Genomic DNA, 19,341 nt, shown 5'->3' on the forward strand with positions numbered 1-19,341 from the left:
GTAAAAGATGAAACTTAGATCGCCTTCAGCGTGCCTTTTGGCAGCGTGGCGGCAATCGCGCCTTTCTGGAACTTCATCTCGATAGCGTCGGAAACTTCCAGCACTACGAAGTCGTCGGTCACTTTGGTGATCTTGCCGGCGATACCGCCAGTGGTCACAACTTCGTCACCTTTCTGCAGGCTGCCCAGCAGGTTCTTCTGTTCTTTGGCGCGCTTGGCCTGTGGACGCCAGATCATCAGGTAGAAGATGACCAGGAAGCCGACCAGGAAAATCCACTCAAAGCCAGTGCCGGCAGGGCCAGCGGCAGGAGCAGCGGCGTCAGCCATTGCAGTCGAGATAAAAAAGCTCATGTAACACTCCGGATAATTGCAAAAGTAGGTCTGAACGTCTTTAGAACTTATTCTAAAGGCGGCACGGGCAACCCGCGTTTGGCATAGAAGGAATCGACAAAGGCGGCCAATGTACCCTGTTGAATAGCCTCGCGCAAACCAGCCATAAGCCGTTGGTAATGGCGCAAATTATGGATGGTATTGAGCATGCTCCCCAGCATTTCTCCGCACTTGTCCAAATGATGCAGATAAGCGCGGGAGAAGTTCTGGCAGGTATAGCAATCGCAGGTCGGATCCAGCGGCGAATCATCATGGCGATGGAACGCGTTACGGATCTTCAGCACGCCAGTGTCAATGAACAGATGCCCGTTGCGGGCATTACGGGTTGGCATCACGCAATCGAACATGTCCACACCGCGGCGCACACCCTCAACCAGATCTTCCGGCTTGCCAACACCCATAAGGTAACGAGGTTTGTCTGCTGGCATCTGGCCCGGCAGATAGTCCAGCACCTTGATCATCTCGTGCTTGGGCTCGCCCACCGACAGGCCGCCGATGGCCAGGCCGTCGAAACCGATCTTGTCCAGGCCTTCCAGGGAGCGCATGCGCAGGTCCTGGTGCATGCCGCCCTGGACGATACCGAACAGCGCTGCCGTGTTGTCACCATGGGCATTCTTCGAGCGCTGCGCCCAGCGCAACGACAGCTCCATGGATACCCGCGCGACATCTTCGTCGGCCGGGTACGGGGTGCATTCGTCGAAGATCATCACGATGTCCGAGCCCAAATCGCGCTGGACCTGCATCGACTCTTCCGGGCCCATGAAGACTTTCGCACCGTCGACCGGCGAGGCGAAGGTCACGCCCTCTTCCTTGATCTTGCGCATGGCGCCCAGGCTGAACACCTGGAAACCGCCGGAGTCGGTGAGGATCGGGCCTTTCCACTGCATGAAGTCATGCAGGTCGCCGTGCGCCTTGATCACCTCGGTGCCCGGACGCAGCCACAGGTGGAAGGTGTTGCCCAGGATGATCTCGGCGCCGGTGGCGACGATGTCCCGAGGCAGCATGCCCTTGACCGTGCCGTAGGTGCCCACCGGCATGAAGGCCGGGGTTTCCACAGTACCGCGGGGGAAGGTCAGGCGGCCGCGACGCGCCTTGCCATCGGTGGCGAGCAGCTCGAACGACATACGACAGGTGCGACTCATACGGTTTCCTCTGGGGCCTGGTCCTTGGGAGCGGTTGGCGCCGGATTACGGGTGATGAACATCGCATCACCGTAGCTGAAAAAGCGGTATCCATTGTCGACCGCGGCCTTATAGGCAGCCATGGCTTCGGGATAACCGGCGAACGCCGAAACCAGCATCAACAACGTGGATTCGGGCAAATGGAAGTTGGTGACCAGGGCATCGACCACATGGAACGGCCGGCCCGGGTAGATAAAGATGTCGGTGTCGCCGCTGAACGGCTTGAGCACGCCATCGCGCGCTGCGCTTTCCAGGGAACGCACGCTGGTGGTCCCCACCGCCACCACCCGACCGCCGCGCGCGCGGCAGGCCGCCACCGCATCCACCACTTCCTGGCTGACCTCCAGCCATTCGTTGTGCATATGGTGGTCTTCGATGCGCTCCACCCGCACCGGCTGGAACGTGCCGGCGCCGACATGCAGGGTCACGAACGCAGTCTCCACGCCCTTGGCGGCAATCGCCTCCAGCAGCGGCTGGTCGAAGTGCAAACCCGCGGTCGGCGCGGCAACCGCGCCCAGGCGTTCGGAGTACACGGTCTGATAACGCTCGCGGTCCGAGTCTTCGTCCGGGCGGTCTATATAAGGAGGCAACGGCATATGGCCGACGCGCTCCAGCAACGGCAGCACTTCCTCGGCGAACCCCAGCTCGAACAGCGTGTCGTGGCGGGCCAGCATCTCGGCTTCGCCACCGCCGTCGATAAGGATCTTCGAGCCCGGTTTCGGCGACTTGCTGGAGCGTACATGGGCCAATACGCGGTGGCTGTCGAGCACCCGCTCCACCAGAATTTCCAGCTTGCCGCCGGAGGCTTTCTGGCCAAAAAGCCGCGCCGGAATCACCCGGGTATTGTTGAACACCATCAAGTCGCCCGGGCGCAAATGCTCAAGCAAATCAGTGAATTGACGGTGGGCCAAGGCGCCGGTAACCCCATCCAGGGTCAGCAGGCGGCTGGCGCGACGCTCGGCCAGAGGGTGGCGGGCGATCAGCGAATCAGGGAGCTCGAAGGTAAAGTCAGCAACACGCATGATGGGGTTCGTCTAGCAGGGCCGGAAAGTTTAGCGGAAATAGCCAAAATTGACCATGAAACCTGATTGACCAACGGTAGGCACGTCTCTATACTTCGCCGCCATTGAGCCCTGATGGCGGAATTGGTAGACGCGGCGGATTCAAAATCCGTTTTCGAAAGGAGTGGGAGTTCGAGTCTCCCTCGGGGCACCAAACGCAACAAATAGCCGTCCCAAGACGACTATGCAACACCTCTGAAGCCCGCTAACCGCGGGCTTTTTAGTTTCCGGGATGGAATTTCCGAACCTGCCAGAAGCCGTGCCTCCCGCTTGATGATTCGAGCCTTTCTCAAAACCTGCCTGGCAGCGTTTCTTCCAAACCGCCCCTCAGTAAACGATCTCGCTGCGAATGGCCTGGATCACGATGCTCGATAGCCGCTCGGTCAGTGGATCGGGATTGGCCTCTCGCCGATGCAATGTCAGGGCGATAGAGGGCAAGGCTGGCAAGCCCCGATCGCCGGCCGCCAGGAGTTCGGTGCCCGGCTGCAGGCCCAGGGCCGTTCTGATGGTGTAGCCCAGGCCGGCCTCGGTTGCCGCCGACAAGCCATTGAGGCTGGAACTGGTGAACGACAACTGCCAGGGAATCCCTTCGCGGCTCAGCGCCTCGACGGCCATCGAGTGAAAAGGACAAGGCGCGTCGAACGCGATGATCGGCAGCGGCGTGCCCGACTCGGCGCGCCAGTCGAGGTACTGGTGGGACGAGCCGATCCACTGCATGGGCAACTCCGCCACCACTTCCTGATACCCCGTGGCTTTTACGCCGCCCCACGCCACCGCGAGGTCGAGGGAGCCATTTTCGATCCTGTTCAGCAGATCCGCGTTGCGCGCGATGCGGGCTTCGACTCGCACGTCGGGATGGGCCCTGGCGAAACGGCCCAGCACCGTGGGCAAGAAACTGCCCAGGTCTTCCTGGAGCCCGAGACGCACCCAGCCCTTCAGCTTGAGCTCGGAAACGGCCGTGATGGTTTCATCGTTGAGGCTTAAAAGCCGCCGGGAATAATTCAGCAGCACCTCGCCGGTGTCCGTCAGCGCCAGCTTGCGACCGGCCTTCTTGAACAACGGCGAGCCCGCCTGGGCTTCCAGTTTCTTCAGTTGGGCACTGATGGCCGATGTCGAGCGCGCGAGCTTTTGCGCCGCCTTGGCAAAGCTGCCCAATTCGACCCCGGTAACGAAACTGCGCATGACATCCAAATCGAAATTTACCGGCCTCATAACCATCCTGTTTTTCGGGATCAACACGCAAAATTATTTGATATTCGAGACGATACGCCCATGAGAGTCTTTTCGCCCACAACTATTTAACTAGTGGGATTCTTATGCCTGTAGATAACGGTCACCGTTGGAAAGTACTGGGCGTCGGCGTTGCGGCCAACGCCAGTTTTTCCAGTGTGGTGGGGGGACTGCCCGCGACAGCGGTCTATATGCGCGCGACCTATCAGCTGGATAACGCCGAGCTGGGGCTTGTTCTCGGGGTGCTGGGGCTGGGCATCGCCATCAGCGAGATTCCCTGGGGGTTGCTGACCGATCGCTGGGGCGATCGTCCTGTCCTGCTGACGGGGCTCCTGACGTCCGGGATCGCCTTGTTGATCCTGGCCATGCTGGCCTTTTATGCACCAACGGTCGTGTTGCTGGCAGCGGGCCTGTTCACCGTCGGCCTGCTCGGAAGCAGCGTCAACGGCGCCAGCGGCCGGGCCATCATGGCCTGGTTCAAGGAGGGCGAACGCGGGCTGGCCATGAGCATCCGGCAAACGGCCGTGCCCGGAGGTTATGCCTTGGGCGCGGTGGTGCTGCCTTACCTGGCTCATGCCTACGGTTTTATCGAAGTGTTCACCGCCTCTGCCTTGTTCTGCCTGGTCGCCGCCCTGTTTGCGTGGCTCTGGCTGTACGAACCGGACTTCTCCAGCAGCGCGGCCAAAAAACAGAACCTGGCAACCAGCACCAGTCCGCTGAAAGACCCGAGGATCTGGCGCATCGTCCTGGCCATCGGCCTGCTCTGCGCCCCGCAGTTCGCCATCCTCACTTACGCTGCGGTGTTCTTTCATGACTTTGGCAACGTCGACATCAGCCTGATTTCCGCGACCTTGGCGGTCATCCAGATTGGCGCGATCGTCAGCAGGATCTGGAGCGGACGCTGGACCGACAAAAACAAGAACCGGCGCAGCTACCTGAAGGCCTGTGCCTGGTTGAGCACCCTGACCTTCCTGGCCTTGAGCGCGACGGTCTCGGCCGCCAGCTTCTACGGCATCAGCCAAACCCCGCTGGCCACTGCCCTGATCATCGGCGTGATGGTCATCGCCGGGATCAGCGTGTCGGCCTGGCACGGGGTCGCCTACACCGAACTGGCCACCTTGGCGGGCGCCAGTCGGGCGGGCACGGCCCTGGCCATGGGCAATACCTGCGTCTTCGTGGTGCTATTCGCGACCCCCATCGCGGCCTCCGCCCTCATGACTCACTTCTCCTGGAGCCTGGTGTGGCTGGCGGCGGCCTTTTGCGCACTGTTGACCGTGCCGCTCTTTCCCCGGGTTGAAAAAAACTATGCCCTGGAACTTGGCTCCGCTTGAAATCGCTGTTCGCTAAAGCGCTCTAACTACAGCGCGTGCCGCGCAACTTCGTGAGCGGCACGCCTCTAGCAGCAACTTACATAGATTGACCATTCAACTAACTAGTCCGATCTCATTCCATGGAGGATACCAATGATCCCGCTATTTACCTTTGAAGCCGATGAGAAGTTGCAACTACTAAGCCTTCTTGAAGATGTTCATCTATCGCCCTACAAGCACTACACCGACTTCTCGGAAGCGATAAGGCAACTTCACCCCCGGGTTCCAGAACGCTTTTTGCACGTGTGCCAAACCATCCGCGATGAACGAGCCAGCCATCAGCAAAAGATCCACGCCATTCGCAACTGCCCCATGGACCAGGTGATTCCCGAACTGGACCCCGACGATCCGGTCGGCGACAAACACCTCAAGAAGAACCAGTTCATCAGCGAAGGTTTCCTTGAACTGTTCGCCCAGCTCACCGGCACCCCGCTGCTGTCCTACGAAACCAGGAACCAGGGCGACTTCTTTACCGATGTGATTGCGATCAAGAAGTACAGCGGGCAGCTCACCGGCTTCAGCGACAGCGAACTGGTGTTTCACAACGACCGGACCGCCCATAAAGTCAGGGCCGACTACATCACCCTGCTGGGCATGCGGTGCCCGGACGACGACCTGATCTACACCGGCTACATCGATGGCGCCGACATCGTGAAGAACCTCGAGCCCAAGCACATCGCCTGCTTGCGCGAGCCACACTTCTATACAGTTTTCGATGTCTTCTCGCGGGACATGAACAAACAACTGAGCACGTCCGAGAAACACCCGATCCTGAGCAACGCTCACTCCATCCGCTTCCTCGACACCATGACCTGCGTCGCCGAAGAAGCCCCGCTGGAAGCGCGAGACGCCTTCATTGCCTTCAAAAGCGCAATGACCCGCTCGCAATGCAAGCGCCACCGGATTCTCACCGGCGACTTGCTGACCTTCGCCAATCAGGACGGCCTGCATAACCGGGAAAAGATCGACATCCTCAATCCCGACAGTGCCGCGACTCGCTGGCTCTTGAAGACCTACGCCTTTAAAGATTCCAGCACCGCCGACAGTTTCGAAGCGTATTGGGCCAATAACAGGGCTGGCTGCGTCGTCGACTAAGTTCATCCACACAATAATAAATTCATTATCTGCACAACCATGTCACTACTTGATGTCGGGGTGATTCAAATGCGCCAACACGCATTCTCCAAACGGATTGCAAACCTTGAACTTTCGGAAACTTACGCCATTTTAGATATGGTCCGCAGCCTGCGTGAGCAGGGCGAAGATATCGTCGATCTCGGCGGTGGCGAACCTGACTTCAGGACACCCGAACATGTCGTCGACGCGGCCGTCGAAGCCCTCTCGGACGGCGACACTCATTACACCCCCAGCCGCGGCACCAAGGCCTTGCTGGATGCCGTCGCGCATAAATACAAAACCGAACATGCGCTGGACCTCGCCGCCGATAAAAACATCATCATCACGCCATCGGCCAAGCACGCCTTGTTCATCGCGCTGATGACCCTGCTGGACGAAGGCGATGAAATCATCATCCCGACGCCCAGCTGGGTGAGCTACAAGGCCATGGCCGCCATGGCCGGCGCCACCGTCAAGGCGGTGCCGCTGGATGGCCGGAACGGCTTCCTCCTCGAACCGCAGGTGCTGGAGCAAGCGATCACCCCGCGCACCAAGGCCATCCTGATCAACAACCCCAACAACCCGACCGGCCGCGTGCTGACCCGCGAAGAGGTCGAGGGGGTGGTGCAGGTGGCGTTGAAACACGGGCTGTACATCATTTCCGATGAGATCTATGAACGGGTCATCTATGGCCAGGCCCGCCATATCAGCATTGCCAGCATCGCAGGCGCCGAGGACATCACCGTCACCATCAGCGGCTTTTCCAAGGCCTACGCGATGACCGGATGGCGACTGGGCTACGTCGTCGCCGCCGAACCTATCGCCAACGAAATGCTCAAGGTCCACCAGCATACGGTCGGCTGCGCGGGCTCCTTCATTCAACGCGGCGGCATTGCCGCGCTCAAGGGTTGCCAGCAGCGGATCGCCGACATGGTGACGGCCTATCAAAGGCGCCGCGACAGGCTGATCGACGGCCTGGAAAAAATTCCCGGCATCCAGTGCATAGCCCCCGAGGGCGCGCTGTACATCTTCGCCTCCATCGCCGACCTGGGGTTTGAAAACTCCCTGTCCTTCACCCGCTGGTTGCTCAGCACCGCCAAGGTCGCCGTCACCCCCGGCACCGCGTTTGGCGAAGGCGGCGAAGGCTATATCCGACTGTCTTTTGCCGGTAGCGACGAGGCCATAGACGAGGCCGTCAAGCGTTTTCACCACGCCTTCCAATAACCGCCCGTCCTTCTCGATCCGTCACCCCCATACAAACAGGAGTCTGTATGTCTCTGCGACACATCGCGCCTTCGTCGCCCGCACACCGCATCGCCATCATCGGCAGCGGCCCCCGCGGCCTGTCCGTGCTGGAGCGCCTGGCCGCGCTCATGCTCATGGACGCCCCCGCCACGCCCGTCATCGTCTACCTGATCGACAGCGCCCAGATGGGTTCCGGTCGGGTATGGCGCACCGACCAGCCACGCCATTACGTGATGAACACCGTCGCCGAAGAGGTCTCTTCCTTCTCCGGGCCGTTGGACGACGGCCCCATCCGGCCCGGCGCCGGACCGTCGCTGGCGCAGTGGTGGCGTTCCGTGGACCCGGCCTACCCGGGGCCGAATGCCTATGCGCCTCGCGCGGTCCATGGCGAGTACATGCAATTCGTGCTGTCGACCATCGAGGCCAGCTTCACACCGAACATCTCGCTGCAGCGCATAGCCGCGGTGGTCGTCGACCTGGTCAACGACGACAACATCCAGACCCTGGAACTGGATAACGGCGCCTTTCTCCAGGCCGACAAAGTGGTCATCGCCACCGGCCATCCCACCCCCGAATTGGTCGGCTGGGAAAAGGAGTTGCAGCAGTTCGCCCAGCAGACGCCAGGGCTGGCGTTCTTTCGCGGAGACTCCGCCGCGGACATGCCATTGGAGCACATCGAGCCTCAGCAGCAGGTGGGCATCGTCGGGCTGGGGCTGGCGTTCCACGACATAGTCGCGGCCCTGACCGTGGGTCGCGGAGGCCGTTTCAACGTGGTCGACGGTATCACCACCTATACCCCGTCGAACCGCGAACCCAAGCTGTTCGCCGGGTCCCGCAGCGGCATGCTGATCCCCGCCAGGGGCCGCAACCAGAAGGGGCCGAACTTTCAGTACCAACCGCTGTGCATCACCCGAGACAAAATCGACGCGCTGCAAAAACGCGGTCAGATCGATTTTGCCGCCGAAGTGCTGCCGCTGCTGTTGGCTGAAATCAACATCGTCTACTTCGCCACGGCCATACGTGCCGAGGCGGGGCTGGAAGCCGAGCAACAGTTCAAGGATCGCGTGGCGCAACAGCAGCTGTTCACCGTGCAAGCGCTGGTCGCCGAGGCCGCCCGCTTTGGCGTAGCGGACCTGCCCCTGCTGGACATCGACCGCCTGGCCCGACCGTTCCGGGCAAAGGAATTCCACAGCCCGGCGGACTTTACCGACGCCCTCGACCAGGTCCTGGAAGAAGACCTGCGCTGCGCCCGCGAGGGCAACGTCGACAACCCGATGAAAGCCGCCCTGGACACGATTCGCGATACCCGCGCGCTGATCAGGAGCGTGGCGGATTTCGGCCGGCTGGCGCCCCGCTCCCACCAAGAAGACTTCTTGCAGTATTACGCCCCCACCAGCCTGTTCCTCACCGCGGGCCCACCCCTTTACCGGACCGAGCAGATCCGCGCGCTGATCGCCGCGGGGGTACTGACCCTGGTCGGGCCGGAAACGGTGTATGGCATCGATCGGCCACAGCAGAAGTTCAGCATCGAATCACCCAGGGTCCGCCAGTCCCGGCAGTTGCTCGAGGTGGTGATCGACGGCCGCATCCCTTCGCCGGACTTGCTGCGGGACCCGTCGCCACTGACCCGCAACCTGGTCCGTCGCGGGTACTGGACCAACTACGTCAATCAGGGCCCCCGCGACCGCTTCGTCACCGGCGGCGTGGCCGTCACCCCCGGCCCTTATCACCCGATCGACCGCGCGGGCCAGCCCATCGAGGGGCTCTACGTGCTGGGCCTGCCTTCGGAGCACACCCGCTGGTTCATGCAGGCCGGCAGCAGCCGACCGGGCTTCTGGACCGACTTCGCCCAGGATGCCCACTTCGTCGCATCCGACGCCTTGAAGCCGGCCTACGCGCAGGCGCCTGTCGAAATCACTGAAGTTGCCTGACCGCCCTCTCATTTAAAGGAATGCATGATGTCTGCAAAGAAAGCACTGCTGGTCATGGACTTCATCAATGAAATCGTCCATCCCGAAGGGGTGTATGCCCGTGAAGGCTATTACCAGCAGACTCAGGAACGCCGGGTCGTGGAAAAAGCCGAGGCGGCGCTGAACTACGCCCGCAACCATCGCCTGCCGATCATCTTTATCGTCGTCGGCTTCAATGCCCACTATGAAGGTTTCCCCAAACGCTCCAGGGTGTTCGCACCGGCGAAGGAGCACGGGGTCTTGAAGTTGAATACCTGGTCCACCCAGGTGCATGAAGACCTGCGCCCTCGCGAAGACGAAATCGTCATCGCCAAGAGCCGGGTCAGCCCGTTCTATCAAACCAACCTGGAATTGATCCTCAGGTCCCAGGGTATCGAAGAGTTGGTCCTGACCGGGGTGTCGACCGAGCACGTGGTCCTCGCCACGACCCTCGACGGGCATGACCGGGACTTCGAGATTACCGTGCTGGAAGACGCCTGCGCGGCGGTCACCCAGGAGCGTCACCTGGCGGCGATGGAACGCATATCCCGCACGGCGAACATCAGCTCGACCCTCGACTTCATCACCTCTTCCCTCTGACAGGCGCTCCTCCATGAACCCGACAGTTCTCAATCTGCTGAATCTTTCCTGCGAGCCGGACTCGATCCAATGGTCGGCTCACCAGCAACTGGGCCGCAGCGGCGCCAGTATCCACACGCTTTTCGAGTGCAAGGAAAGCGCCCAGCGTATCGCCCTGATCCGCTGCGAAGCGGGCGCCAGCGCCCAGTCTCACCACCACCTGGGCCATGAAACCTTCTTGATCCTCGACGGCGACTTCGAAGACGAAAACGGCATTTACCACAAGGGCGACCTGGTGATTTACCCGCCGGGCAGCAGCCATGCCTGGAAGTCCTCCACGGGCGCGTTGATCTACGCCATCTGGGGCGGCGCGGTGACCTCGATACAAGCGCCGCCCGCGGCCAACCATGCCGCCTACGACAACAGCGTCTATGACGGCCGGCACTTGATCTGAAACCGTCGGCTATTTCTTTTGGGGTGAATCATGGGTTTCAAGCTTGATGGAAAGCTGCTGTTTCTCAGCAGCGATCCTTTGAAGATGTCACGGCAGCTGGGCGGGCACACACTGACCCTGGACGACGCACGGCCGCTGCGCGACGACATTTCAACGGACGAAATAACACCGATCCCCGTGTTGGCTTTTTTTGACCAGCGGCTCGGTTCGTACCCTTACGTCGGCCTCAAGACAGGCCCGGTACTGCCGATCGGCAAGGACGCCGTAGCCTCCCGAGGGTTTGAAGTGACGGTGGCAGGCACCCGCTACGGCAAAGGTTCTTCCCGCGAGCACAGCCCGCTGGCCGAGAAAAAGGCCGGTATCCGCCTGGTCATTGCCGAAAGCTTCGAGCGCATTTACCGACAGAATGCCGACAACATCGGGCTGCTGACTTCGACCGACCTGTCGTTGGTGCCGCGCCTGCTGGCAGGCGAAGAGCTGACGATGGAGGAGCTGATCGGCAACCGGGACTCGCTGTCGACAGCGATCCTGCACAGCGGCGGGCTGCTGAACTACGGCCGTGAGCACTTGCGCCACGAGCCTGCTGCGCCTGTGGAGCAAGCGCCCGCCCTGCCGACGGGGCCGCTGAGTTTTGCCGAAAAGATCATTCACCGGCATCTGATCAAGGCTCGCGGGGCCGAACGCGTCGAACACGGCGCGGGCATCCTGCTGAAGGCCGACTGGCGCTTTATCCACGAGTACTACACCGGGCTCTGCGCGCACTTGTTGCACGATGCATTCGGCGAAGACATTGCCCTGCACCAGGCGGAATCGATCCTGGCGTTCGAGGACCACCTGTCGTACAAGCACCGCAGCCCCGCGCACCTGCAAAACAGCCTGGTGGGCGAACTCGATGGCTTGTCCCAGGCCCATCGCGACTTCGTCGAGCGGCATCGGCTCAGCGCCCACGGCTATCTGGCGGCAGAAGGCAGCGAGGGGATCTCCCACGCGATGATGGCCGAGCAATACGCCCTGCCCGGGCAAGTCGTGGTCGGCACCGACTCCCATACCCCCCACAGCGGCGCGCTCGGTTGCCTGGCGTTTGGCGTGGGCACCACCGACATGGCCAATGCGTTCATGACCGGTTCGGTGAGGACCGTGTACCCACAGGTATTGCGCATCTCCCTGGTCGGCCGCCTCGCCGCCGGCGTGACCGCCAAGGATCTGGTACTCGCGCTGTTGGCCGACAGCCGGATCAAGGCGGGTCACGGCGTCGGCAAGATCTTCGAGTTCAGCGGCCCGGCGCTGGCGTTCCTGTCGACCGACGAACGCACGACGCTGACCAACATGACCGCGGAACTGGGCGGCTTCACCGGCATCGTCGTGCCCGATCAGGAGACCGTGCGTTTTCTCAAGGAGCGCCGCAACCTCGACTTCGTGCTTGAACCCTGGATGACCAGCGATCCGCAGGCCTCCTACGCCGATACGCTAGTGCTCGATTGCGACCAGCTCCTGCCGATGATTGCCGCCCCGGGCGACCCCGGCAACGGGCAACGCCTCACCGACCTGAGCGACCGGGTCACTGTCGATATCGCCTATGGCGGCTCCTGCACGGCGGGCAAGCGGGATGACTTCGACCATTATTTCGAGGTGATCAACTGGGCGCTCGACAACGGGCTGACCCTGCACCCCGAGGTCAAGCTCTACTTGCAGTTCGGCACCGTGGATGTGCGCGACTACTGCGAGCGCAAGGGTTACCTGCCAGCATTCGAGGCCTTTGGCGCGGAACTGCTGCAGCCGGCTTGCGGCGCTTGCGCGAATTGCGGCCCCGGCTCATCGACCCGCCAGGAACAAGTCACCGTCAGCGCCATCAACCGCAACTTCCCAGGGCGCTCCGGCCCGGGCCAGGTCTGGCTGGCCAGCCCGCCGACCGTGGTGGCCAGCGCCATCGCCGGTTACATCACCTCGTTCGCCGCGCTGCAAACCCAGCACACCCCCCGCAAGCGTCGCCATCCGGACAGAAGACCGGCCCTGGCTCGCTGACATCGAAAGGCGGCGCAGCCACCCGCGCCGCCTTCTCCCCTCTGCGCTTCTTGAGCGCCTGCCTGGCACCCCCGAACCAGGCAGGACAGCTCCCCGGCCAGCGCTTGAAAAAATCTCAACTGATTACCGGCTTTTCCCTCTCGCAAACATGATCGAGATCAACAGGCACTCATTGCCCAGCCCTAAAAATGACCGCAGGACATTCAACGAAACTGAACAGAAGCACAGGCCCCCCATGAGTGAAGAATCCACCGCCCTGCCCCTGCCATCCGCCCCCGCGAAAAAAGCGCCCGCCAGCCCCGGTCCTGCCGCCAAGGCCGCGCCGCGCAAAGCCGCCGTCCCACGCCCCCGTCGCCCACGCAGCGCGACCAAGGCCGCGCCCGTGAAAACCGCCGAGGCCGAAATCAGCGCCATCAGCCAGCAGCCCATGGCCCTGCAAGTGGCCAGCGCCCCCCATGGCTCCAACGAGGACAGCGTGACGGCCAGGCTGCCCAACGGCTATCCCTACCGCAGCCGCATGCGCCGCGCCGAGTACGAAAAGGCCAAGCAGGAATTGCAGATCGAACTGCTCAAGGTGCAAAGCTGGGTCAAGGAAACCGGGCAGCGAGTGGTGGTGCTGTTCGAGGGCCGCGACGCCGCGGGCAAGGGCGGCACCATCAAGCGCTTCATGGAGCACCTGAACCCGCGCGGCGCGCGGATCGTCGCCCTGGAAAAACCCAGCGAGCAGGAACAGGGCCAGTGGTATTTCCAGCGCTACATCCAGCACCTGCCCACTGCCGGGGAAATGGTCTTCTTCGACCGCTCCTGGTACAACCGCGCCGGCGTCGAGCGGGTCATGGATTTCTGCTCGCCCCTGCAATACCTGGAGTTCATGCGCCAGGCGCCCGACCTGGAACGCATGCTGTGCAACAGCGGCATCCTGCTGTTCAAGTACTGGTTCTCGGTCAACCGCGAGGAGCAACTGCGGCGCTTCATCTCGCGCCGCGACGACCCGCTCAAGCACTGGAAACTCTCGCCCATCGACATCAAGTCGCTGGACAAGTGGGACGAATACACCGCCGCCAAGCAGGCGATGTTCTTCCACACCGACACCGCCGACGCGCCCTGGACGGTGATCAAGTCGGACGACAAGAAGCGCGCGCGGATCAGTTGCATCCGCCACTTCCTGCACTCCCTCGACTACCCGGGCAAGAACCTGCGGGTGGCCCACCAACCCGACCCGCTGCTGGTCGGCCGGGCCTCCCGCGTCATGGAGGAAGACGAGCAGGTGCAGGGCAGCCTCGTCGCACCTTGATCCGCGCCCCCCCCTGTAGGAGCGAGCTTGCTCACGATAGCGTCCGACCAGACAGTACCGCCACTGGCCGCTACGCGGATCGCGAGCAAGCTCGCTCCTACAGGCACGTCACTGGCAAGACCACCCAGGCCTCCAGCCCACCACCGTCGCGGTTGCGCAGGCGCAATTCGCCGCCATGCTCCAGCACGATCGCCCGCGCGGCGGAAAGGCCCAGGCCAACGCCGCCGGTGTTGCGGTTGCGTGAGTTCTCCATGCGAAAGAACGGCTCGAACACCTGTTCGTGGTAGCTGTCGGGAATACCCGGCCCGCGATCCAGCACGCCGACCCGTACCTGCTCGGCGTCCGCTGTCAGCTCGATCGCCGGCTTGCGACCATATTTGATGGCGTTCTCCAACAGGTTGCTCATGACCCGCTTGAGCCCCAGCGGGCGGCCGACATACACCAGGCGCGGCGGACCGTTGAAGGTGATGTCGATGGACTGGTCGCGGTAGTCGTCGGCCAGGGTTTGCAACAGCTCCGCCAGATCGAACGAAGTCGCCTCCTCCAGCCGCGCGTCGTCGCGGAAGAAGTCCAGGGCCGAGTTGATCATCGCCTGCATTTCGTCGACGTCGTGGAACAGCCGTTGCTGCTGCTCGGGGTCTTCGATGAACTCGCCGCGCAAGCGCATGCGGGTCAGCGGGGTCCGCAGGTCATGGGAAATCGCCGCGAGCATCTGCGTGCGGTCCTTGATGAAGTGCTGCAGCTGCGCCTGCATGGCGTTGAACGCGAGGATCGCCTGGCGGATTTCGTGGGGCCCGACCGGTTCGATGGGCGGTGCGCGAAAGTCCACGCCAAAGCGCCGCGCGCCCAGGGCGAACTGCTGCAGGGGCCGGGCCAGGCGGCGGGTGGCGATCAGCGCCACCAGGACCGTGGACAACAGCACCAGGGCGATCACGATCAGGTTGCGCGGCCCTTCCTCCAACCCCCAACTGCGCAAGGCCGCCGAAAACGCCAGCCAGCTGCCGTCGCTCAACTGGATCAATAACGCATAACGCCCACCCTGGCCCGGCCAGTCGCTGGGCTGGTAGGCCTCGATATGCTTGCCCTGGGGCTTGAGCAACTGACGCAGCCCCTGGGAGTCGGTGCCGTACTCAGGGTCGTCGACCGTGGGCATCTCGATCTCTTGCCGTGTAGCGTGCCAGGTCACGCTCAAGCCACGATCGCTGACCGCCTCGGCCAGGCGCGGGCGCTGCACCGGTTCCGAGGCATCGATCATATTGCTGATAGACGCGACCCTCTCCACCAGGCCCGACTCGCTCAGCGGCGGATAGGCCCAGACCCCGGCCAGCTGTACGAACAAGGCATTGAACGCCAGTGCCGTGAGCATCGCCATCAGGGTGGTCAGGGCGATCCAGCGGGCGATGGTGTCCCTGGAGCGCGCCAACCTTGCGGCGCTCATTGGCGGGTCACGGTGGGGGTAAACAGGTAGCCGCCGTTGCGCACCGTGCGGATCATCGCCGGGCGCTTGGTATCGAACTCCAGCTTGCGCCGCAGGCGGCTGACCTGCACATCGATGCTGCGATCGAAGGCCTCGTAGGCCTGCCCGCGCGCGAGGTCGAGCAACTGCTCGCGGCTGAGAATGCGTTGCGGATGCTCGGCGAACACCAGCAGCAGGTCGAACTCCCCCGCCGACAGCGGGATCATCACCTGGTCGGGCGAGCGCAGTTCGCGGCGCGTGAGGTCCAGTTGCCAGTCGGCGAACTTGATCAGCGGCCGCGGCACTTCGCCGGTCTGCGGCCGGCTCTCCCCGGCCCGGCGCAACACCGCCCGCACCCGGGCCAGCAGCTCGCGGGCATCGAAGGGTTTGCTCAGGTAATCGTCGGCGCCCATCTCCAGGCCCACCACCCGGTCGCTCAACTCGCCCATGGCGGTCAGCATGATCACCGGCACCGCGTGCTGCTGACGCAGGCGCTGGCACAGGGTCAGGCCGTTTTCCCCCGGCAGCATCAGGTCGAGGATGATCAAGTCCGGCACCTGCCGCTCCAACGCCGCCCACAGCGAAGCGCCTTCGGTCGCGACGTCCACCGAATAGCCGTGTTGCACAAAAAACTTCTTCAGCAGCGCGAGGACCTCGAGGTCGTCGTCCACGATCAACAGACTGCTCACCAGTGCGTATCACTCAAGCTCGGAAAGAACCGTCATTCAAAACCATTAGGCCCGGCCCGTCATTTATTTCAGCTCGGCAACAAACCGACAACCACGCAATAAAGCAGACATCTTTGCGCAAAATAGCCATGCCAGCATCGGCCTCCCTCCCCCCAGGTCCACCGCCCATGCGCTCTTTCCTGTGTTCCGTCCGCCTACCGCGTCATACCGCCTTGCTGCTGTCCCTGTCCTACCTGGCGGGCTGTACCAGCCCGGCGCCGACCACCCAGCTACCCTGCGCTCAGGTCGAGCGGCCGATCCACGACCCGGCCGAATCGATGAACCGCGGCATCTTCGCCTTCAACAAGGCCGTCGACGACTACGCCCTGGCGCCGGTCGCCCGCGGTTATCGCCACCTGCCGGATTTCATGCAGCAGGGTGTGCATAACTTCGCCAGCAACTTCGGCGAGCCCAAGGTCTTCATCAACGACCTGCTGCAAGGCAACGGGCAGCGCTCGGTCAACACCCTGGGGCGTTTCGCCGTCAACACCACCGTGGGCATCCTCGGCCTGTTCGACGTCTCCGACCCGCTGGGCATCCCGCGCCACACCGCCGACTTCGGCCAGACCTTCGGCGTATGGGGCATCGGCAACGGCCCGATCGTCGAACTGCCGCTGCTGGGCACCAGCAACAGCCGCGACGCCGCGGGCAAGGTCCTGAGCTTCTTCGTCGATCCGTTCGGCGACAACAGCGACACCGTGCAAACCCTCGGCACCGTTGCCCTGGTCGGTGGCGTAGTGGACGGCCGCGCCGAACTGCTGCCACTCACCGACAGCCTGAAACACATGCCCGACTACTACAGCGCCCTGCGCGACGTGAACGCCGAACACCGCGCCGCCTTCGTCCAGGAAGGCAAGCAAGGCTATACCGAGCCCGCCAAATACCGCTGCGAAGGAGCGACTCATGACGATTTCTGACGCCGACGCCCTGGTCCTGCTGCAACGCGTCGCCAAGCACGGCGACGCCTCCCTGCAATGCCGCGAAGTCAGCCTGCGCCTCTCGGCCGACCAGCAACACCTGACCCTCAGCCGCTACAGCGAACACTACAGCCCCGACGGCCTGGAATGGGTCGAACGCCAGCACCGCATCAGCGTGACGGAGTTGATTCGTTGGGTGATCAGGCAGGGGGAGCCGCAGGTGTTGGTGCGGGGGCCGGACTGCGCTTTTGCATCACTTTGACCCGAAAGAGTTGATGCCTGCCAAGGGGGAAAGCGTTTCAGAATCGCCTGATTCAGCAGCTTGATATTCATCGTTACGTTCGAGGCCCATTCCTCAACAAGAACGTACGCCATGGCCTTTGTCATCAGGGAAGGCGATCCCACCACCGGTGGCAAGGTCATCGCCGGATCAGCCAACGCCTTCGTCGTGAACCAACGGGTCGCTCGCATTGCCGACCCTGTGTGGTGCCCGGTGTGCCAGGCGGTGGGTTACATAGCCGAAGGGCACCACACCTTGCTGGATAGCCAGCAAGCCACAGCGGTGGAAGGCAGCCTTGTGCAATGCGGCTGTCCGAGCGGGGCCAATCGCCTGATTGCCACCCAGCATTCGGTCATTTCCGGAAACCAGCCAACTATTGCGCTCGATAGCGATTCGGTCGGGCCGGCGGTGATCAATACCCAGCGCTGGGCCGACGCCATTCATAAGGGCTACCCGCAAAACGAGTTTGCCGATGCGGTGCCACGGGATCAGGTGCGCGGCCTGACCGTTGCCCACGGCGATATCGTTTCACCGCCGCTGTCCGTGCAAGACACACAACACCTTATAGAACCCGGCTTTCATATCGTGCAATCGCCCATGAGTCGGGCGGCGCTGGAGACGCTGCTGTTCGGCCAGGCCGATGAAGCGGTGCTGGAGAAATTCCGCCGGCTCAATCCTCAACTCTCAAGCGATGCCAAACCGGGGCAACTCGTCGTCCTCAGTCATCCCGACAACAACTTATGCACTCGCGAAGAAGCGCTGCTGATGGACGCTGCGGAGAAGGTCAGCGCGGCCTTGGCGTCCATGAGCAATGAAGAAGCGGCCTTTATGCTCAAGTATCGGGCGCAGGTTGAATCGATACTTTCGTATGGTTCGACGGCGTTGGGCGTTAGTACTGCGGCAGCGGGCAACCATATGGACAGCTTGAAAAGAACGCTGTTGGCCATTGAAAACCTCCATCAGGAGTTCTTCCTGCGAGACGGACACCTTCGTAGCGTCGAGTTTTTCAGTGAAAGAAAGAAACTATTCAAGCAATTGGACGCTAACCTGACAACCGTCACGAAAATGAGTATTGCGTTCCCTGATCATCCCAAACTCAAGAGTGCCTTGAATATTTCAAGCCGCAGCTTGGTGCATCGCTGGACTCAGGCGGGCGCGGTGGGACAAATACCTGGGTACGCTACGCAAATTGAAAGTGTTGCAGCAGCCTCCAAGATACTTAAGTGGGGAGGTTGGCTTGGGACAGCATTGGGTGGTGGAGCATCTTATGTGAAGGTTCAGGACGTTTGCTCAGCAGGAAATAAGAAGGTTTGTGAGAAGGTACGACTTACGGAAGCTGGAAGCTTTACGGGCGGGGTAGCGGGTGGAATGCTCGCAGGAATGGCATTAGGTACTGCCGCGACTGGAGCTGTTTGTGTGGCCATCGGAGTTCCTACAGGTGGTGTCGGTAGCGTAGTGTGCGGCCTAGTCGTCGTCGGAGGGGGCTCTTATACAGCAGGAAAACTGGGTGAAGCCGGGGGCGAAAGAATAGGAGAGTTTATATATGAGAAAGGAAAATGAACCTGATTAGCTCTCCACATGATTTTTTTGTTGTTTTATGCGCCCTGACTTTTCTGGGGATATTCAGCATGGCCGGTATTTATCTCTATTGGGGATACACCCGCTTGGAGGAAATACTTGGCCACGTTAAAAATTGCAAGGCAATAACCGAGAGCAGGTTCTATCTTCATATGGGCCCTTGGGGAAGGCTCGTAATGGTCGGCATGGTGGCAGGCTTTTTAGCCCGCCCGACTTCCTATATTAAAAAAGGCATACTGGACGCCAACGAAATAGATACTTTTCCACAGCCGTTTAAAAAAAGGCTAACCCTATCGCACTATATTGTATGGGGACTGGGGGGAAGCATGCTGTTATCGGTTAGCGCTATGAAAGCAATCGAGCTTTTCGCCTGAGTGAAAAAGGCCCTTTAAGGGCCTTCTTCTGAATCCTGCCTTCCTTCTCATATAACAGCCAGCATTCCCTTCCATATATTCATAGCATTGTCGTGCCTCTCATGAAGCGTCCATCTAT

18 protein-coding genes and 1 tRNA gene are annotated in these 19,341 nt (G+C 61.7%); 13 read left to right on the forward strand and 6 right to left on the reverse strand.

The window, feature by feature from the left end; all coding sequences use genetic code 11:
* Window positions 1-14 precede the first annotated feature (14 nt).
* The 3 genes from yajC to queA are packed head-to-tail and all read right to left on the reverse strand — an operon-like array spanning window position 15 to window position 2,592.
* On the reverse strand, window positions 15-350 hold the full coding sequence (gene yajC, locus BTN82_RS23725; RefSeq protein ID WP_075121515.1) for a preprotein translocase subunit YajC: 336 nt from the start codon (window positions 348-350) through the stop codon (window positions 15-17).
* A gap of 47 nt (window positions 351-397) precedes the next feature.
* The gene (gene tgt, locus BTN82_RS23730; protein WP_171820100.1) at window positions 398-1,513 is read right to left on the reverse strand and encodes a tRNA guanosine(34) transglycosylase Tgt; all 1,116 of its coding nucleotides are present in this window, start codon (window positions 1,511-1,513) and stop codon (window positions 398-400) included.
* A 14-nt stretch (window positions 1,514-1,527) separates the two neighbouring features.
* Window positions 1,528-2,592 carry a tRNA preQ1(34) S-adenosylmethionine ribosyltransferase-isomerase QueA gene (queA, locus tag BTN82_RS23735; RefSeq protein WP_075121516.1) on the reverse strand — a complete coding sequence of 355 codons (1,065 nt, stop codon included), beginning with the start codon at window positions 2,590-2,592 and terminating at the stop codon, window positions 1,528-1,530.
* Window positions 2,593-2,700: 108 nt separating this feature from the next.
* On the opposite strand from queA, the gene BTN82_RS23740 reads away from it, so the two are divergent.
* Window positions 2,701-2,785: transfer RNA gene (locus tag BTN82_RS23740), tRNA-Leu, on the forward strand.
* Between the two features lie 173 nt (window positions 2,786-2,958).
* Here BTN82_RS23740 and BTN82_RS23745 read toward each other — a convergent pair.
* The gene (locus BTN82_RS23745; RefSeq protein ID WP_261793016.1) at window positions 2,959-3,870 is read right to left on the reverse strand and encodes a LysR substrate-binding domain-containing protein; all 912 of its coding nucleotides are present in this window, start codon (window positions 3,868-3,870) and stop codon (window positions 2,959-2,961) included.
* A 77-nt stretch (window positions 3,871-3,947) separates the two neighbouring features.
* Here BTN82_RS23745 and BTN82_RS23750 point away from each other — a divergent pair, with 77 nt between their 5' ends.
* The 8 genes from BTN82_RS23750 to ppk2 all read left to right on the forward strand — a co-directional run bounded on the left by BTN82_RS23750 (window position 3,948) and on the right by ppk2 (window position 13,890).
* A complete protein-coding gene (locus BTN82_RS23750) occupies window positions 3,948-5,192 on the forward strand; it encodes an MFS transporter (RefSeq protein ID WP_075121518.1) in 1,245 nt (414 codons plus the stop codon).
* 282 nt (window positions 5,193-5,474) lie between these two features.
* A complete protein-coding gene (locus tag BTN82_RS23755; protein ID WP_261793025.1) occupies window positions 5,475-6,326 on the forward strand; it encodes a taurine catabolism dioxygenase TauD in 852 nt (283 codons plus the stop codon).
* Between the two features lie 138 nt (window positions 6,327-6,464).
* Window positions 6,465-7,571, forward strand: a complete 1,107-nt coding sequence (locus BTN82_RS23760; protein ID WP_186828438.1) for a pyridoxal phosphate-dependent aminotransferase — start codon at window positions 6,465-6,467, stop codon at window positions 7,569-7,571.
* 47 nt (window positions 7,572-7,618) lie between these two features.
* Window positions 7,619-9,523, forward strand: a complete 1,905-nt coding sequence (locus BTN82_RS23765) for an FAD/NAD(P)-binding protein (protein ID WP_075121521.1) — start codon at window positions 7,619-7,621, stop codon at window positions 9,521-9,523.
* 27 nt (window positions 9,524-9,550) lie between these two features.
* The gene (locus BTN82_RS23770; protein ID WP_075121522.1) at window positions 9,551-10,141 is read left to right on the forward strand and encodes a cysteine hydrolase family protein; all 591 of its coding nucleotides are present in this window, start codon (window positions 9,551-9,553) and stop codon (window positions 10,139-10,141) included.
* A 13-nt stretch (window positions 10,142-10,154) separates the two neighbouring features.
* Window positions 10,155-10,574 carry a cupin domain-containing protein gene (locus BTN82_RS23775; protein ID WP_075121523.1) on the forward strand — a complete coding sequence of 140 codons (420 nt, stop codon included), beginning with the start codon at window positions 10,155-10,157 and terminating at the stop codon, window positions 10,572-10,574.
* A gap of 30 nt (window positions 10,575-10,604) precedes the next feature.
* Window positions 10,605-12,596 carry an aconitase family protein gene (locus BTN82_RS23780; RefSeq protein ID WP_075121524.1) on the forward strand — a complete coding sequence of 664 codons (1,992 nt, stop codon included), beginning with the start codon at window positions 10,605-10,607 and terminating at the stop codon, window positions 12,594-12,596.
* 427 nt (window positions 12,597-13,023) lie between these two features.
* The gene (gene ppk2 / locus BTN82_RS23785; protein WP_186828451.1) at window positions 13,024-13,890 is read left to right on the forward strand and encodes a polyphosphate kinase 2; all 867 of its coding nucleotides are present in this window, start codon (window positions 13,024-13,026) and stop codon (window positions 13,888-13,890) included.
* Between the two features lie 97 nt (window positions 13,891-13,987).
* Here the strand turns inward: ppk2 and BTN82_RS23790 are convergent, their stop codons facing one another.
* A complete protein-coding gene (locus BTN82_RS23790; RefSeq protein ID WP_075121526.1) occupies window positions 13,988-15,328 on the reverse strand; it encodes a sensor histidine kinase in 1,341 nt (446 codons plus the stop codon).
* A complete protein-coding gene (locus tag BTN82_RS23795; RefSeq protein WP_075121527.1) occupies window positions 15,325-16,035 on the reverse strand; it encodes a response regulator in 711 nt (236 codons plus the stop codon). Before BTN82_RS23795 ends, BTN82_RS23790 begins: the two co-directional genes overlap by 4 nt.
* Before the next feature lie 167 nt (window positions 16,036-16,202).
* On the opposite strand from BTN82_RS23795, the gene BTN82_RS23800 reads away from it, so the two are divergent.
* The 4 genes from BTN82_RS23800 (at window position 16,203) to BTN82_RS23815 (ending at window position 19,223) form a co-directional block, all read left to right on the forward strand.
* The gene (locus tag BTN82_RS23800; protein ID WP_075121528.1) at window positions 16,203-16,991 is read left to right on the forward strand and encodes a VacJ family lipoprotein; all 789 of its coding nucleotides are present in this window, start codon (window positions 16,203-16,205) and stop codon (window positions 16,989-16,991) included.
* Entirely contained in the window at window positions 16,978-17,253 is a 276-nt protein-coding gene (locus BTN82_RS23805) for a hypothetical protein (protein ID WP_075121529.1), read from the forward strand. The genes BTN82_RS23800 and BTN82_RS23805 overlap by 14 nt, the downstream gene beginning before the upstream one ends.
* A gap of 111 nt (window positions 17,254-17,364) precedes the next feature.
* Window positions 17,365-18,831, forward strand: a complete 1,467-nt coding sequence (locus BTN82_RS23810) for a PAAR domain-containing protein (RefSeq protein WP_075121530.1) — start codon at window positions 17,365-17,367, stop codon at window positions 18,829-18,831.
* On the forward strand, window positions 18,828-19,223 hold the full coding sequence (locus BTN82_RS23815) for a hypothetical protein (RefSeq protein ID WP_075121531.1): 396 nt from the start codon (window positions 18,828-18,830) through the stop codon (window positions 19,221-19,223). Before BTN82_RS23810 ends, BTN82_RS23815 begins: the two co-directional genes overlap by 4 nt.
* Window positions 19,224-19,341: the final 118 nt, after the last annotated feature.

Origin of the sequence: Pseudomonas chlororaphis, from assembly GCF_001921865.1 — a bacterium.
Taxonomy (GTDB): domain Bacteria; phylum Pseudomonadota; class Gammaproteobacteria; order Pseudomonadales; family Pseudomonadaceae; genus Aquipseudomonas; species Aquipseudomonas chlororaphis_D.

Coding starts and splice junctions, on each gene's coding strand:
- BTN82_RS23750 (WP_075121518.1), top strand. CDS start 3,948: ATGCCTGTAGATAACGGTCACCGTTGGAAAGTACTGGGCGTCGGCGTT.
- BTN82_RS23780 (WP_075121524.1), top strand. CDS start 10,605: ATGGGTTTCAAGCTTGATGGAAAGCTGCTGTTTCTCAGCAGCGATCCT.
- BTN82_RS23800 (WP_075121528.1), top strand. CDS start 16,203: ATGCGCTCTTTCCTGTGTTCCGTCCGCCTACCGCGTCATACCGCCTTG.
- BTN82_RS23775 (WP_075121523.1), top strand. CDS start 10,155: ATGAACCCGACAGTTCTCAATCTGCTGAATCTTTCCTGCGAGCCGGAC.
- tgt (WP_171820100.1), bottom strand. CDS start 1,513: ATGTCGTTCGAGCTGCTCGCCACCGATGGCAAGGCGCGTCGCGGCCGC.
- queA (WP_075121516.1), bottom strand. CDS start 2,592: ATGCGTGTTGCTGACTTTACCTTCGAGCTCCCTGATTCGCTGATCGCC.
- BTN82_RS23770 (WP_075121522.1), top strand. CDS start 9,551: ATGTCTGCAAAGAAAGCACTGCTGGTCATGGACTTCATCAATGAAATC.
- yajC (WP_075121515.1), bottom strand. CDS start 350: ATGAGCTTTTTTATCTCGACTGCAATGGCTGACGCCGCTGCTCCTGCC.
- BTN82_RS23765 (WP_075121521.1), top strand. CDS start 7,619: ATGTCTCTGCGACACATCGCGCCTTCGTCGCCCGCACACCGCATCGCC.
- BTN82_RS23810 (WP_075121530.1), top strand. CDS start 17,365: ATGGCCTTTGTCATCAGGGAAGGCGATCCCACCACCGGTGGCAAGGTC.
- BTN82_RS23760 (WP_186828438.1), top strand. CDS start 6,465: ATGGTCCGCAGCCTGCGTGAGCAGGGCGAAGATATCGTCGATCTCGGC.
- BTN82_RS23815 (WP_075121531.1), top strand. CDS start 18,828: ATGAACCTGATTAGCTCTCCACATGATTTTTTTGTTGTTTTATGCGCC.
- ppk2 (WP_186828451.1), top strand. CDS start 13,024: ATGGCCCTGCAAGTGGCCAGCGCCCCCCATGGCTCCAACGAGGACAGC.
- BTN82_RS23805 (WP_075121529.1), top strand. CDS start 16,978: ATGACGATTTCTGACGCCGACGCCCTGGTCCTGCTGCAACGCGTCGCC.
- BTN82_RS23790 (WP_075121526.1), bottom strand. CDS start 15,328: ATGAGCGCCGCAAGGTTGGCGCGCTCCAGGGACACCATCGCCCGCTGG.